Annotated in this window: 12 protein-coding genes; 7 read left to right on the forward strand and 5 right to left on the reverse strand. The window is 72.7% G+C overall.

The features are described 5' to 3' along the window. Positions 1-13: 13 nt before the first annotated feature. Positions 14-1,582: an alkaline phosphatase PhoX gene (locus EFL26_RS18985; protein ID WP_123224450.1), complete on the reverse strand. Its 1,569-nt coding sequence runs from the start codon at positions 1,580-1,582 to the stop codon at positions 14-16. 176 nt (positions 1,583-1,758) lie between these two features. On the opposite strand from EFL26_RS18985, the gene EFL26_RS18990 reads away from it, so the two are divergent. From EFL26_RS18990 to EFL26_RS19000, 3 genes are all read left to right on the forward strand, one after another. Further along, the gene (locus tag EFL26_RS18990; protein ID WP_281273815.1) at positions 1,759-3,351 is read left to right on the forward strand and encodes a carboxyl transferase domain-containing protein; all 1,593 of its coding nucleotides are present in this window, start codon (positions 1,759-1,761) and stop codon (positions 3,349-3,351) included. Positions 3,352-3,435: 84 nt separating this feature from the next. Beyond that, entirely contained in the window at positions 3,436-5,397 is a 1,962-nt protein-coding gene (locus EFL26_RS18995; protein ID WP_123224451.1) for an acetyl/propionyl/methylcrotonyl-CoA carboxylase subunit alpha, read from the forward strand. Beyond that, on the forward strand, positions 5,390-6,280 hold the full coding sequence (locus EFL26_RS19000) for a hydroxymethylglutaryl-CoA lyase (RefSeq protein ID WP_123224591.1): 891 nt from the start codon (positions 5,390-5,392) through the stop codon (positions 6,278-6,280). The genes EFL26_RS18995 and EFL26_RS19000 overlap by 8 nt, the downstream gene beginning before the upstream one ends. Positions 6,281-6,365: 85 nt before the next feature. On the opposite strand, the gene EFL26_RS19005 is transcribed toward EFL26_RS19000, so the two are convergent. Next, on the reverse strand, positions 6,366-6,797 hold the full coding sequence (locus EFL26_RS19005) for a hypothetical protein (RefSeq protein ID WP_123224452.1): 432 nt from the start codon (positions 6,795-6,797) through the stop codon (positions 6,366-6,368). A 168-nt stretch (positions 6,798-6,965) separates the two neighbouring features. On the opposite strand from EFL26_RS19005, the gene EFL26_RS19010 reads away from it, so the two are divergent. Further along, entirely contained in the window at positions 6,966-7,250 is a 285-nt protein-coding gene (locus EFL26_RS19010) for a hypothetical protein (RefSeq protein WP_123224453.1), read from the forward strand. Between the two features lie 45 nt (positions 7,251-7,295). Here EFL26_RS19010 and EFL26_RS19015 read toward each other — a convergent pair whose 3' ends face one another. After that, the gene (locus EFL26_RS19015; RefSeq protein WP_123224454.1) at positions 7,296-7,733 is read right to left on the reverse strand and encodes a hypothetical protein; all 438 of its coding nucleotides are present in this window, start codon (positions 7,731-7,733) and stop codon (positions 7,296-7,298) included. 47 nt (positions 7,734-7,780) lie between these two features. Further along, positions 7,781-9,028: an HNH endonuclease signature motif containing protein gene (locus EFL26_RS19020; protein ID WP_148046773.1), complete on the reverse strand. Its 1,248-nt coding sequence runs from the start codon at positions 9,026-9,028 to the stop codon at positions 7,781-7,783. A 222-nt stretch (positions 9,029-9,250) separates the two neighbouring features. Between EFL26_RS19020 and EFL26_RS19025 the strand changes: the two genes are divergently transcribed. From EFL26_RS19025 to EFL26_RS19035, 3 genes are read left to right on the forward strand one after another with little or no spacing between them, the layout of a single operon-like run. Then, positions 9,251-10,333 (forward strand): hypothetical protein, encoded by a 1,083-nt coding sequence (locus EFL26_RS19025; protein WP_123224456.1) that lies wholly within the window; start codon positions 9,251-9,253, stop codon positions 10,331-10,333. 13 nt (positions 10,334-10,346) lie between these two features. After that, positions 10,347-11,540, forward strand: coding sequence for a hypothetical protein (locus EFL26_RS19030; RefSeq protein WP_123224457.1), 1,194 nt, complete (start codon positions 10,347-10,349; stop codon positions 11,538-11,540). After that, positions 11,540-12,760, forward strand: coding sequence for a hypothetical protein (locus EFL26_RS19035; protein WP_123224458.1), 1,221 nt, complete (start codon positions 11,540-11,542; stop codon positions 12,758-12,760). The genes EFL26_RS19030 and EFL26_RS19035 overlap by 1 nt, the downstream gene beginning before the upstream one ends. Here the strand turns inward: EFL26_RS19035 and EFL26_RS19040 are convergent. Continuing rightward, positions 12,721-13,401, reverse strand: a complete 681-nt coding sequence (locus tag EFL26_RS19040; RefSeq protein ID WP_123224459.1) for an EcsC family protein — start codon at positions 13,399-13,401, stop codon at positions 12,721-12,723. The two genes, EFL26_RS19035 and EFL26_RS19040, sit on opposite strands and share 40 nt — an antisense overlap. Between the last annotated feature and the right edge of the window lie 60 nt (positions 13,402-13,461).

Below are 13,461 nucleotides of genomic sequence, written 5' to 3' on the forward strand. Positions count from 1 at the left end.
CGTCCTCACCCGGTCAGCGCGACCAGGTCACCTCCCAGGTCACGTTGTCGCCGTGCTGCTGGGTCCAGAAGGTGCGCCACGCCGAGGCGTGCACGTCCGGCACCTTGGCGCCGAGGATCCCGGCGACCGTCGGGTCGCCGTCGGAGACGTGGATGCCGGTGATCTCGTTGTCGCCGTCGTTGTACGACGGGCCGCCGGCGGCGTCGAACGTCGCGGAGGCGTCGCGGCCCTCGGCGAGCCAGCGCACCGCCTCGGGTGCGCTGTCGTCGCGCTCGCTGTCGTGCCCGGCGTGCTCGTCCTCGCCGATGTCGAAGACGTAGCCGGAGTCGAGCGCGTTGCGCTGCGTGTGCAGGCCGTCGCCGGCGTCCTCGACGACGAGCACCTTGTCCTGGGCGGCGAAGGCGATGTTGTCGAAGCCGGTGTGCGCCGGGTCGCCCACGGCGGCGATGCTGATCCTGCCGCTGCTCGCGCTCGGCGAAGACTGGGTGAGCTTGAAGACACCACCGAAGCGGCCGGGCAGGGTGCTGCTCAGCGAGGTGTCACCGGTCTCGGTGAAGTAGAACTCCTTGAAGTCCGTGCCCGGGCGGAAGACGCCGTTCTCCGGCCGCTTCAGCGGGGTGGCGCCGGCTGCCTTGGCCGACGCGGTCGCGTCGTACGCGCCGGCGCCGGTGTGCACGGTGACCCACGTGGTCGCGAACGAGGTGCCGTAGGTGTGCAGGTCGGTGATGAAGGAGTCCGACGGGTTCGCCTGCACCTGGCTCGCGGTGACCGGGGTGCCGTCGGCACGCTTGATCTGCAGGGCCTGCAGCGCGCCGCCCGCGGTGAGGTCGGCCTTGTTCGTGGGCACGAACCGGTAGACGAAGCTGTTCGGCACCTTGCCGCCGCTCACCCCGCTGCCGCCGATGTCCTCGACCAGCCAGACGTTGCCGTCCTTGTCGTTCTGCACGCCCTCGAAGCCGCCGGAGCCGAGCGCGTCGAGCCGCTTCGCCTTGCCGTCGACCGGATCGCCGTTGCCGTCGAGGGTCACCGCGAAGACGCCACCGGTGGGAGCCTTCGACTCCGCGGTGAGCAGCAGCTGGTGGGTGAAGGGGTCCCAGGTGATCCCGTCGATCGTCGGGAAGGCGTTCCCGTTGGCGTCCTTGTCGCTGATCAGCGTGACGCGCTTGGCCGGGTCGGTCTCGTCGAGGTTGACCCGGGTGACGTAGCCGCGCGGCCCGCCCTCGTGACCCTGGTAGAGGTAGTGCTTGCCGCCGAGGACCAGGTAGACGTTCTTGTCCGGCTCGGTCTTGTTCGCCTCGTTCGCCGCCTGGGTGAGCGGGCCGCCGTTGCTCGTGTTGTAGCCGTAGTGCGTGACGCCGTTCGCGCTGTCGGGGTTGGTCAGCGCCAGGCTGCCCCAGGCGGCCGGGAGCTCGTGTGCGCTCGGGGTGAGCACGTTGCTCTCGACGCCGAGGCGCGGGTTGGCGTCGGGCACGCCGAAGACGTGGAAGCCGCCGTGCGCGTCGGCCGAGCCGACTGCCAGCAGGCAGGACGCGCCGGCTGCTGCACCGAGCAGTCCGAGCCGGGCGAAGGTCGTGTGCTTCATCGAAGACCCTTCTTCTCTCGTGTTCGCCAGCCGCCGTCGGCTGACGAGCAGAGCCTCGGGGGGTCGCACCACGCGCAGTGACCGCGCCGGGGAAGACGAGGTGAACGTTCGCTGGCGCTCAGGCGGCACGCCCCGCTAGGCTGGTTAACGATCATTAACCGTGGGAAGGTGGTGCCGTGGCAGCCGACATGCGTGACCTCGTCGCCGAGCTGCGCGAGCGTCTGGCCGTGGTGCGTCAGGGCGGTTCGGAGAGCGCGCGCCGCAAGCACACCGATCGCGGCAAGCTGCTCGCCCGCGACCGCATCGACGCGTTGCTCGACCCGGGCAGCCCGTTCCTCGAGCTCAGTCCGCTGGCGGCGTACGGCATGTACGGCCCAGCATCCGGTGAAGGGGACGAGACCGACCTCAACGCCGTGCCCAGCGCGAGCATCGTCACCGGCATCGGCCGGGTGGCCGGCCGCGAGTGCGTGATCGTGGCGAACGACGCGACGGTCAAGGGCGGCACCTACTACCCGATCACGGTGAAGAAGCACCTGCGGGCGCAGGAGGTCGCGCGGGCGAACAAGCTGCCCTGCATCTACCTGGTGGACTCCGGTGGCGCGTTCCTGCCGATGCAGGACGAGGTCTTCCCCGACAAGGAGCACTTCGGCCGGATCTTCTTCAACCAGGCCAACCTCTCCGCCGAGGGCATCCCGCAGATCGCCGCGGTGATGGGCTCCTGCACCGCCGGCGGTGCCTACGTGCCGGCGATGTCGGACGAGACCGTGATCGTCAAGGACCAGGGCACGATCTTCCTCGGCGGCCCGCCGCTGGTGAAGGCCGCCACCGGTGAGGTCGTCACGGCCGAGGAGCTCGGCGGCGGCGACGTGCACGCGCGGAAGTCCGGCGTGGTCGACCACCTCGCCGACGACGACGCGCATGCGCTGGCGATCGTGCGCTCGATCGTGGAGACGCTGCCGGTCGCCAGGGTGGTTGAGCCTGCCGAAACCACGGAGGTCGAGGAGCCGCACGAGCCGGCCGAGTCGCTGTACGACGTGGTGCCCGCCGACACCCGCACGCCGTACGACGTGCGCGAGGTGATCCGCCGGGTGGTCGACGGGAGCCGGTTCCACGAGTTCAAGCGGCTCTACGGCGAGACCCTGGTGACCGGGTTCGCGAAGATCTGGGGACACCCGGTCGGCATCGTCGCCAACAACGGCATCCTGTTCTCCGAGTCGGCACTCAAGGGCGCGCACTTCATCGAGCTGTGCAACCAGCGCAGGACCCCGATCGTGTTCCTGCAGAACATCTCGGGCTTCATGGTCGGCCGGGAGTACGAGAACAACGGCATCGCGCGTGACGGCGCCAAGCTGGTCACCGCGGTCGCCTGCTCGGTGGTGCCGAAGTTCACCGTGGTGATCGGCGGCTCCTTCGGCGCCGGCAACTACGGCATGTGCGGGCGTGCCTACGACCCGCGCTTCCTCTGGATGTGGCCCAACGCCCGGATCTCGGTGATGGGCGGCGAGCAGGCGGCCTCGGTGCTCGCCACCGTGCGCCGCGACGGCCTCGAGTCGCGCGGCGAGACGTGGAGCGCCGAGGACGAGGAGGCCTTCCGCGCGCCGATCCGCGACCAGTACGAGCACCAGGGCTCGCCGTACTACTCGACCGCACGGCTCTGGGACGACGGCATCATCGACCCCGCCGACACGCGCCGCGTGCTCGGCATGGGCCTCGCCGTCGCGGCGCACGCGCCGATCCCCGAGCCCTCCTACGGCATCTTCCGCATGTGAGGTGGTTGCCATGGTCTGTGGTTCCGCTTCATGGCTGAGTCCCCGCATGGTGACGTTGCCTCGCTTCGGTCGGGAGGACCACGCATGTTCGACTCGTTGTTGATCGCCAACCGCGGCGAGATCGCGCTGCGCGTCCTCCGCACCGCGCGGCGGATGGGCATCCGCACGGTCGCGATCTGCACCGACCTCGACGCCGCGGCCCCGCACGTGCGGGCGGCGGACGCGTCGGTGACGGTGCCGTCGTACCTCGACATCGCCGCGGTCGTCGACGCGGCCCGCCGCAGCGGCGCGACCGCGATCCACCCGGGCTACGGGTTCCTCTCCGAGCGGCCGGAGCTCGCCCGTGCGGTCGAGGCGGCCGGGCTGAAGCTCGTCGGCCCCTCGGCGGACGTCATGGAGCAGATGGGCCGCAAGGACGCCGCGCGCAAAATCGCGACGGCCGCGGGCGTGCCGGTGGTGCCGTCGTACCCGCTGGACGCGGCCGCCGAGATGTCCTTCCCCGTGCTGGTGAAGGCGGCGGCCGGCGGTGGTGGCAAGGGCATGCGGATCGTGCGCCGCGCCGAGGACTACACCGACGCGGTGGCCGCCGCACGGCGTGAGTCGCTCACCGCGTTCGGCGACGACACCCTGCTGGTGGAGAAGTACGTCGAGTCCGGCCGGCACATCGAGGTGCAGGTGCTGGCCGACGCGCACGGCCACGTCGTGCACCTCTTCGAGCGCGACTGCAGCACGCAGCGCCGCCACCAGAAGGTGCTCGAGGAGGCGCCCGCCCCGACCATCACCGAGGAGACCCGCCGCCTGGTCACGGCGTCCGCGGTGGCGATGGCCGCCGAGGTCGGCTACGAGAACGCCGGCACCGTGGAGTTCCTGCTCGACAACGCGACCGGGGAGGCCTACTTCCTCGAGATGAACACCCGGCTCCAGGTCGAGCACCCGGTCACCGAGCTCACCGTCGAGGTCGACGGGCGCCCGCTGGACCTGGTCGAGCTGCAGCTCCTGGTCGCTGCCGGCGAGCCGTTGCCGTTCGGGCAGGATGACGTGCGCCAGCACGGCCACGCGATCGAGGCCCGGGTGTACGCCGAGGACCCGTTCGCCGGCTTCCTGCCTCAGGCCGGCACGGCCACGATCGTGCGCTGGCCGGTGTCCTCGGACCAGGCGCTCACGGTGCGGGTCGACCACGCCCTCGAGAGCGGACAGGTGGTCAGCACGTCGTACGACCCGATGCTCGGCAAGGTGATCGCGCACGGACCCGACCGCGAGGCCGCGCGCCGGGCCCTGGTCGCGGCGCTGGACCGCACCGCGATCCTCGGCTTCGCGACCAACACGGGCTTCCTGCGGACGCTGGCCGCGAGCGACGAGTTCCGCGACGTCACCATCGACACGGCCTGGCTCGACACCGCCGAGATCGTGGAGCCCGGCGTCGACGTCGCCCGGATCATCGCCGCCTGGACCGACGTCGCCGTGCGCGCGATGACCGCCGGTCCGCCGCACCCCTTCCTCGCCGACGGCTGGCGGCTCGGTGCGCCGCCGGCTCCCGAGCTGGTCGCCCTCGACCAGGTCGTCGCCGTACGCCGGGCCCACGGCACCGTGTCTCATCCGGCTGGCGCCGTGTCTCATCCGGCTGGCGCCGTGCGCGACGCGGCCGGCGACCACACCGTGCACCAGCTGCTCGCCGAGCAGCACACGGTGGTGCTCGACATCGACGGCGTCCGGCACTGGGCCGTGGTCGACGCGGAGCGGCACCAGGTGGAGGTCGTCCACGAGGGCCAGCGGCACGTCTTCGAGCGGCCCGACGTATTCGGCGACCACGGTCCGGTCGCCGGCGACGGCACGCTGCTCGCCCCGATGCCGGGCACGCTGCTCAGCGTCGACGTGTCCCCGGGCGACCACGTGGTCGAGGGCCAGCGGCTCGGCGTGCTCGAGGCGATGAAGATGGAGCTGGCGCTGAAGGCGCCGTTCGGCGGCACCGTGACGTCCGTCGGCGCCGCGACCGGCGACCAGGTGCAGCTCAAGCAGCTGCTGTTCGAGGTGAGTGCCGATGACTGAGCGCGACGTCACCATCTACGAGGTGGGCCCGCGCGACGGGCTGCAGAACGAGTCCGCCGTCGTCCCGCTCGAGGCCAAGGTGACGTTCATCGAGCGCCTGGTCGCAGCCGGCCTGCCGGTCGTCGAGGCGACCAGCTTCGTGCACCCGACATGGGTTCCCCAGCTCGCCGACGCGGCCGAGCTGGTCGAGCGGCTCGGACCCGAGGGCCGGCGACACCCCGTCCTGGTGCCCAACGAGCGTGGCCTCGACCGTGCCCTCGAGCTCGGCTGCGAGCACATCGCGATCTTCGGCAGCGCCACCGAGACCTTCGCCCGGCGCAACCTCAACCGCAGCCTCGACGAGCAGTTCGCGATGTTCGAGCCGACGGTCCGACGCGCGCGCGACGCCGGGCTCGACGTACGGGCCTACGTGAGCATGTGCTGGGGCGACCCGTGGGAGGGCGCCGTACCCGTCGAGCAGGTGGTGTCCGTGGGCAAGCGGCTCTTCGACCTCGGGGCCAGCCAGCTCTCGCTCGGAGACACGATCGGTGTGGGCACGGCCGGCGCCGTCGGCACCCTGCTCGATGCCTTCAACGACGCCGGCCTGCCCGACGACGTGCTCGCCGTGCACTTCCACGACACCTACGGCCAGGCGCTCGCCAACGCGTACGCCGCCTGGCAGCACGGCGTGCGCACCTTCGACGCCAGCGCCGGCGGCCTCGGCGGCTGCCCGTACGCCGAGAGCGCCACCGGCAACCTCGCGACCGAGGACCTCGTCTGGATGTTCCGCGGCCTCGGTGTCGAGACCGGCGTCGACCTCGACGCCCTGGTCGCGACGAGCGTCTGGATGGCCGGGGTGCTCGGCCGACCCAGCCCGTCGAAGGTCGTCACCGCCCTGAGCTGAAGAAAGATGCTGGGCCGAGACGGGCTGGGCTGAGGCGAGCCCCGCCCCCGCGCGGGGCTCGCCACCTGCTCGATCCAGCGCGTGCTCACGCCAGCGCGGGGCTGAGCTCACGCAGCGCCGGGCCCAGCGTCTTCTGCAGCTGCTCGGACCCTGCCCGCTGCACCAGGTCGAAGGCCTGCCGCAGCACGACCTCGGCGATCGGGTCGGACAGGTCGTCGAAGTGCGGACGCGGCCCGGGCCACCGGTGCGGAGGGGTGCCGCACCAGTCGTCGAAGTCGAGCATCGCGTCGAACGCCGCGATCCGCTGCTCCGACGAGGCCTCCTCGCGACTGGCCTCGACGATCGCCTCCTGGGCGGCCCGCGCGACGTGGTGCGCGACCTTGCTCGACGCCACCTCGCTGACCTCCCGGACGATCGCCGACGCGATCACCGCGTCGAGCTCGTGCACCAGCCGGGCGCGGATCAGCAGCTGCCACGGCACGTGGTCGGCGCCGGGGAAGTGGTCGATGTCCCACATGGGTTCCTCCTCTGGTCGGGCCCGGCACGGCGCCGGGCTCTCATGCAGGGAGGAGTCGCCGCCGGTGCCGGGGATACGCGGGTCGCTGCCGAGTGACGGGCAGCGCGTGCGATGTGATGTCGATCCCTGGAGCGCATCAGCGACGCGGTGACGGGGAACCGGGGCCGCATGGACCACCCTGTCGTCGTACCCGTGCAGACCGAGGAGGACGTGCGCCTGTGGGCCGCGCCCCGGATGATCGTAGTGACCCAGTTCGTCGCCGGGGTGGTGTTCCTGATGATGGCGCTGGTCAACCTGCTCGGTGACCACTCGAGCGGGTGGCAGCGGTTCATCGGCGTCATCGCCGCCGTCGTGGCCGGCATGGCCTTCGGCGTCGCCGGCAGCCTGCGCTTCCAGGGCCGGATGGTGCGCCGGCACCTCGAGACCTGCGGCGTCGACCGGCCGGCAGCCTGACCCAGCGGGACTTCGAGCCGCTCGGGCCGGACTCCTCGGTCCGGCTCAGCCTCGGTGTCGACTGTCGTGGGCGTCCCGTCGACGCTGCCCGCCCACCACTGCGGTGAGTCCGCTGCTCGTGACCACGTACAGCGCCCACCCCAGCACCGCTGCGACCAGGTCGCTGAGATTCGTCTCCTGCACGGTCGATCCGGGCCACTTGCCGACCAGGAAGAGGGGCGGGTACAGGGCCGGCAGGCTGACGAGGACGAGGCTGGTCCCGGCGAGCCACCACCGCCGTCCGAACCGGATGCACAGGCCCGCGAGAGTGCCCGCCAGGGCCGCCAAGGCGAGGGCCGGAACGAGCAGCAGCGGCCAGCTGACCGAGGTGAGTGCCGACAGCCCGTCGACGTACACGGGCGTGGCGAACCACCAGAGCAGCAGCCCACCAGCGGCGAACACCGCGCCCTGCACGAGGAGCAGGCGGACGACGGGGGCCGGCATGTGCCCACGGTAGGAGGGCGGGATCTGTCCGACCCGAGTACGGGTGCTCAGCACCGGCGGTGGAAGGCCACGCGCCCGTCGGCTCCGCCGCCCATCTCGTACGTCGGATCGTGGGCGCGGTGGTGGTGGAAGGAGCACAGCAGCACTCCGTCGTCGAGGTCGGTCCTGCCGCCGGTGGCCCAGGGTTGGCGGTGGTGCGCCTCGCACCACGTGGCGGGGATCGTGCACCCGTCGGCCCGGCAGTGCCGGTCGCGCAGTCGGAGGGCCTTGCGCTGAGCGGGAGTGAAGAGTCGGCTGGAGCGACCGAGGTCGAGGACTTCCGAGCGACTGCCGAGGACGGTGGGCACGATGTTCGCGGTGCACGCCAGCCGGCGCGCCTCGGCCGCCGTGAGCCGGAGGTCGTCGCTGCTGATCAGCCCGGCGGTCGCGAGCTCGGAACGGAGCTGGTCGAGGGTGACCGTGACGATCACCGTGGTCGCGTCGCCCCCGTGGGCGGGGAGCTCCTGCGGATCGAGGTGCTCGAGGAGGGCGCAGAACGCCTGGGCGCGCCGGCGGTGCAGGGGCCCTGCCTCAGCCTCGTCGCCCTGCGCGGTCACGGTCGTCCTCCGCGGCGAGGTGAAGGCGTCGAGGTAGGTCGCCAGTCGGTGGGCAGTGGCGTCGGGCAGCAGGCCGTGCAGCCGGGTCGTGCCGTCGCCGTACGGCGTCAGCGTCAGTGACATCGTCTCCGCGGCCCGGCGTTCCTCGGCCTCCACGGCCTTGGCCTCGGCAGCCTCCGCGACCTCGGGAGCCACCACGTCGAGGATCCGGCGGCCGAGCACCCGCAGCTCACGCGGCCCGAACTCGGCGGCGTACGCCACCAGCTGCTCCTCGGCGCGAGCCACCACCTCGCCCGGAACCGCGTCGGGCAGCGCGTCGAGGGCGCGGACGATCACGTCGGCCTGAGCGGTGTTCAGCCCGCCGCTGCCGAGGGCGGTGCCGACGCGCTGCCACCGCTCCGCCAGCGCGCTGCCCAGCCGGAGTTCGCGCTGAAGGTCGCGGCGGTCGTCGCGGGCGTGGTGGGCCAGCCATGCACCGGCGTCGCGTGCGCCTGCCTCCAGGGCGACGTCGTCCGCGGCGGCGAGCAACCGCAGGCGCAGCGCCTGGGCCCGCTCGGTCATCTCGGTCACGGCGAGCAGCGCCGCGGCCTTGTCGGAGGTGCTCATCAGCTCCACCGGGACGGTCGCGATCGCAGCCAGCTCGTCGGTGACCCGCTCGGCGCAGGCCAGGACGGGATGGTCGCCGCACGATTCGGGCATCACCGCCACGGCACACCTCCCAGCACGCAGTACCAGTCGTCGTACTCACGCGTGATGGGCAGCCGGCCCGTGAGAGGCCCACCCGGAAGACCCGGATGCCGTCCGGGGCCTGAGCCATCGATGTCACCACCGGACGTACGTCAATCATACAGGTGCTCGAATACAGAGGCAAGGCCTCTGTCCCTCGTCACCCGGCCCGCGCCCGTACGGCAGAATGCCCGCATGCCGCGCCGCGTCTTCCTGCACATCGGGACTCCGAAGAGCGGCACGACCTACCTGCAGGAGAAGCTCGCGCTCAACCGGGACGCGATCGCCCGGCAGGGCCTGCTCTATCCCGAGACCCGCGGCGGCAACCACTTCGAAGCGGCGCTCGACCTGATCGAGGAGCGGTGGGCCGGGCAGCGCGAGGTCGCGCGGGGGCAGTGGCCCGCCCTGGTCGCCGAGGTCCGCAAGGCTCCCCGTGACGCTCTGGTCAGCCACGAGATCCTCGCCGCGGCGACCCCGGCGCAGGTGGCGAGCGCGATGGCGGCGTTCCGGGACGCCGAGGTGCACCTCGTCCTCACCGCGCGCGACCTGGGCCGGCAGCTGCCGGCCGAGTGGCAGGAGCGGCTCAAGCACCGGGGCCGCCGCTCGTTCGCGAACTTCCTCAAGCACGTGACCGCGGCCCGGCGGACCAACCCCGAGCTGTGGTTCTGGAGGGTGCAGGCGATCCCCGACGTGCTCACCCGCTGGGGCAACGGCCTCCCGCCCGACCGCGTCCACGTCGTGACCGTGCCTCCGGCCGACGCGCCGCGGGAGCTGCTCTGGCAGCGGTTCGCCTCGGTGGTGGGCCTCGACCCCGATGCGGCGTACGTCGAGTCGACCGACTTCAACCAGTCGCTCGGCATCGTCGAGACCGCGGTGATCCGGCGGGTCAACCGGCTCCTCGTCGGCAAGGGCGTGCCCCGCGAGATCTACGTCGCAGTCGTCCGCGAGGTCATCGCCCGCAACACCCTGGCACGCCGTCCCGACCAGGTCCGCGCCACGCTGCCCGAGCCGCTGTGGCCCTTCGTCGAGGAGGTCACGGCGGAGTGGCACGAGTGGCTGGTCGGCGCCGGCGTCGACGTCGTCGGCGACCTGGCCGACCTCGAGCCGCGGCGGCCCGACTACACCGACGGCACCTGGATCCATCCCGACCATCCGCCCGAGGCGGAGGTCGCCGACGCGGCCCTGGAGGCGCTGGCAGCGGTGATCCAGGACCTCACCCCGGCCCCGGGGTCCGAGTCCCCGGTGCGCCGGCTGACCAGCAGACTGCTGCGCGGGTGACGACGAGCCGGTGATGACCCACGACGAGCGGTACGCCGAGCACGTGCGCGCCTGGGCCGCCGAGCTCAGAGCCGGCTCGACCGTGCCCTGGTCCGACTTCCTCGGCGCGACGCCGTCGATCCCTCCGACGGCTGCGATCGGCTCGCTCCCGGGTGCGGCCCAGCTCGAGCTCGTGCGGCGCCTCGCCGGCGAGGAGGAGGCCGCCGACCTCCCCGACTTCGGCGGGCTGGCCGACCTGGTCCTGGCCACGCCGGGCCCCGGCCGCGGTCTGGTCGACGTGCCGCTGCCGTGGCCCGGGCGCGACGCCGAGGACGGCGCCACGGTCGGCACCCCACCGGTCGCTCCCGAGGAGCTGCCGGCCGAGGAGCTGCTCCGGATCTGCACCGGTGTGCTGGTGCGGCTGCTCTCCGCCGAGCCGACCGGACCGGTGCGCCGGCCGGCCCGGCCCTGGCGTCCCTGGCGCCGCGCGTTCACCCTCCTCGGCGCCCCCACCACGGTCGACCTGGTCCGCCGAGCACTGCTGCGGCAGGGCCTGCGCGAGGGAGGTGCGCGGACGACGTACCTCGTCCTCGGCGGTCCGCTCGAGGAGCTGATGGCACAACGCTGGTCGGCCCGGGTCCGCGCCGGCGCCGGGGTGCGGTGGCAGCGGATGTGGCGCGTCGCCGCGGCCAACGACCGCGTGCCGCCGGGGATCGCGCTGCCGACGATCGCGTCCCACCTGGCCGAGGAGTTCGACGCCGCTCGGGTCCACGTCGTGCTCGCCCCGGACGCGCAGACCAGCCTCGCCCTCGTGGCCGAGATCCTCGGCGTGCAGGCGGCTCCGATCGCCGACCGGTACGACGGCCTGGCCACCGACCTGCTCCGGCGGGTCAACCCGGTGCTCACCCTGGCCGTGGGCGAGGAGGCCCGCCGGGACGTGGTCGCCCGGGTCTGGCCCGAGATCGCCGCAGGCGAGTCCTCGGGGCCGCTCGCGGCTCCGGCCGGCCAGCTCGCGTGGGCGATCGGGGCGGGCGAGCGGATGGCGACCGCGCTCGCCGGCGGTCGATACGCTGTGCACGGTGATCCGGCGCTCCTGGTGCCGACCCGCCGGCCCGGCGTACGACGCGCCCCGGACCCTGACGACGTGCTCGCCCACGCGCTCCGCGTCGTCACCCGGGCGTGGCGACGCCACGTCGCCGGCACCGACGCAGCGAAGGGGCGGGGCTGATGGCGCGCAAGGTGATCGTGCACGTCGGCGCTCCGAAGACCGGCACGTCCTTCGTCCAGGACCTGCTCTTCCACGCCCGTGAGCCGCTCGCGGCGATCGGCGTCCGCTACCCGGCCGACCGGTTCGACTCCCACTTCCTGGCCGCGCTCGACCTCATGCAGCTGAGCTGGGGCGGCCTCGAGCGCGAGGCCGTCGGCGCCTGGGACCGGCTCGCCGCCGAGGTGCGTGCGTGGCCCGGCACGGCGATCGTCAGCCACGAGATCCTCGCGACGGCATCACGCGCGCAGGTCGCCCGGGCGCTGGCCTCGCTGTCGACGGGGTCGGGCGCCGACGCGACCGAGATCCACGTCGTGCTCTCGGCGCGCGACCTGGTCCGGCAGATTCCCGCGGAGTGGCAGGAGAACGTCAAGCACCGCCGCACCACGTCGTACGCCGACTTCCTCGCGCACCTCCAGGACCCCAGCCGCCAGCAGGGCGTGGCGTCCTGGTTCTGGGGCGTGCAGGAGGTCCCGGACATCCTCGACCGCTGGGGCTCCACGTTGCCCAAGGAGCGGGTGCACCTGGTCACCGTGCCGCCGAGCGGAGCCCCGAGGGACCTGCTCTGGCAGCGGTTCTCCCAGGTGCTCGGCCTCGACCCGGCGCAGTTCACGCTCGACGACGTGCGCACCAACGCCTCCCTGGGCGTGGCCGAGGTCGCGGTCGTCCGCCGCCTCAACGAGGAGGTCGCGGAGCTGCTGCCCAACCACCACTACCGGGCGATCGTGCGCGAGGCCCTGGTCCACCAGAACCTCTCCCGCGACCGCCGCTCGGCCCGCCTCTCGGTGCCGCGCGACGTCTGGGAGTGGGCGGCGCAGCTGAGCCGGCAGTGGGTGGCCGAGCTGGCGCTGCGCGGGTACGACGTGGTCGGCGACCTCGACGACCTGCTGCCTGCCGAGCCGCTGCCGTGGGTCGACCCGGACCACCCCGAGATCCACGAGCTCGCCGAGGCGACCATGCGCGCACTGACCGCGACGACCGTCGAGGCGGCCAGGCTGCGCGACCGGGAGGTCGAGCTGCAGCACGACATCGAGGAGCTGATCGACAAGCTCGACCGCGCGCACGCGACGCCGATCTACAAGGCCAAGGAGCGACTGGTGGCGAAGGCCGGCACCAGCCGGGCGGTCGCGAAGGGGCTGGCGGTCTACCGCCGCTTGCGCGGCAGGAACTCCCGGTCGACGTAGCGGCCGATCTTCCAGGTCACGAACGCGTCGGTGCTCGCGCCGACGACACCGCCCACCACCGGGATCCGGCGCCCGACCGTGGCGGCGAGCCGCTTGCCGGTCGCCCGGGTCACCAGCTCGGCGGCGACCTCGGTGCCCAGCAACCGGTCGAGGGCCGGGTCGTGCACGGCCGCCGCGGCGATCTCCATCGGCGTTCCCGGCAGGGTGCGCTGCTTGACCATGCGCAGGATCCGCTCCTCGCCGAGCAGGCAGGCGAGGATCGCGTCGCGCGTGCGCGGGTCGGAGAGCTCGTAGCCGCGCAGGTGAGCGATGCCGGCGACCATCCGGCACTGGATCAGCGCGAGGCCGGACAGGTTGACCGGCACCGTGACTGCGAGTGTGACCAGGCCGCCGATGTTGGTGACGAAGCCCTGGGCTCCGGCGTACCGGACGTGGTTCTCGATCACCTCGTGGATCGCGCGCTCGACGTCGCCGTCCTGCTCGTGCAGCTGCTTGTCCGCTGCGGACGCGGCGCTCGGCAGCGGCCCGACGCCGGTGATCGCCTTGTCCAGCGCCTGGTGGACGAAGGACGAGGTCAGCCCCGGCGCCAGGTTGGTGACCTTGGGCGCCAGCGCTGCGCCGACCCGCTTGCGCACGCTCATGCTTCCAGCCTAGGAGGGGTCCGGTGAGACGACGGAGCGCGGGCCGGTTGCGATGATGGG

Origin of the sequence: Nocardioides pocheonensis (assembly GCF_003725535.1) — a bacterium.
Lineage (GTDB): Bacteria > Actinomycetota > Actinomycetes > Propionibacteriales > Nocardioidaceae > Marmoricola > Marmoricola pocheonensis.

What these genes read in the sequence shown, in the direction of transcription:
- EFL26_RS18985 (WP_123224450.1), bottom strand. Translation starts at nt 1,582, where the DNA reads ATGAAGCACACGACCTTCGCCCGGCTCGGACTGCTCGGTGCAGCAGCC.
- EFL26_RS18995 (WP_123224451.1), top strand. Translation starts at nt 3,436, where the DNA reads ATGTTCGACTCGTTGTTGATCGCCAACCGCGGCGAGATCGCGCTGCGC.
- EFL26_RS19000 (WP_123224591.1), top strand. Translation starts at nt 5,390, where the DNA reads ATGACTGAGCGCGACGTCACCATCTACGAGGTGGGCCCGCGCGACGGG.
- EFL26_RS19005 (WP_123224452.1), bottom strand. Translation starts at nt 6,797, where the DNA reads ATGTGGGACATCGACCACTTCCCCGGCGCCGACCACGTGCCGTGGCAG.
- EFL26_RS19010 (WP_123224453.1), top strand. Translation starts at nt 6,966, where the DNA reads ATGGACCACCCTGTCGTCGTACCCGTGCAGACCGAGGAGGACGTGCGC.
- EFL26_RS19015 (WP_123224454.1), bottom strand. Translation starts at nt 7,733, where the DNA reads ATGCCGGCCCCCGTCGTCCGCCTGCTCCTCGTGCAGGGCGCGGTGTTC.
- EFL26_RS19020 (WP_148046773.1), bottom strand. Translation starts at nt 9,028, where the DNA reads ATGCCCGAATCGTGCGGCGACCATCCCGTCCTGGCCTGCGCCGAGCGG.
- EFL26_RS19025 (WP_123224456.1), top strand. Translation starts at nt 9,251, where the DNA reads ATGCCGCGCCGCGTCTTCCTGCACATCGGGACTCCGAAGAGCGGCACG.
- EFL26_RS19030 (WP_123224457.1), top strand. Translation starts at nt 10,347, where the DNA reads ATGACCCACGACGAGCGGTACGCCGAGCACGTGCGCGCCTGGGCCGCC.
- EFL26_RS19035 (WP_123224458.1), top strand. Translation starts at nt 11,540, where the DNA reads ATGGCGCGCAAGGTGATCGTGCACGTCGGCGCTCCGAAGACCGGCACG.
- EFL26_RS19040 (WP_123224459.1), bottom strand. Translation starts at nt 13,401, where the DNA reads ATGAGCGTGCGCAAGCGGGTCGGCGCAGCGCTGGCGCCCAAGGTCACC.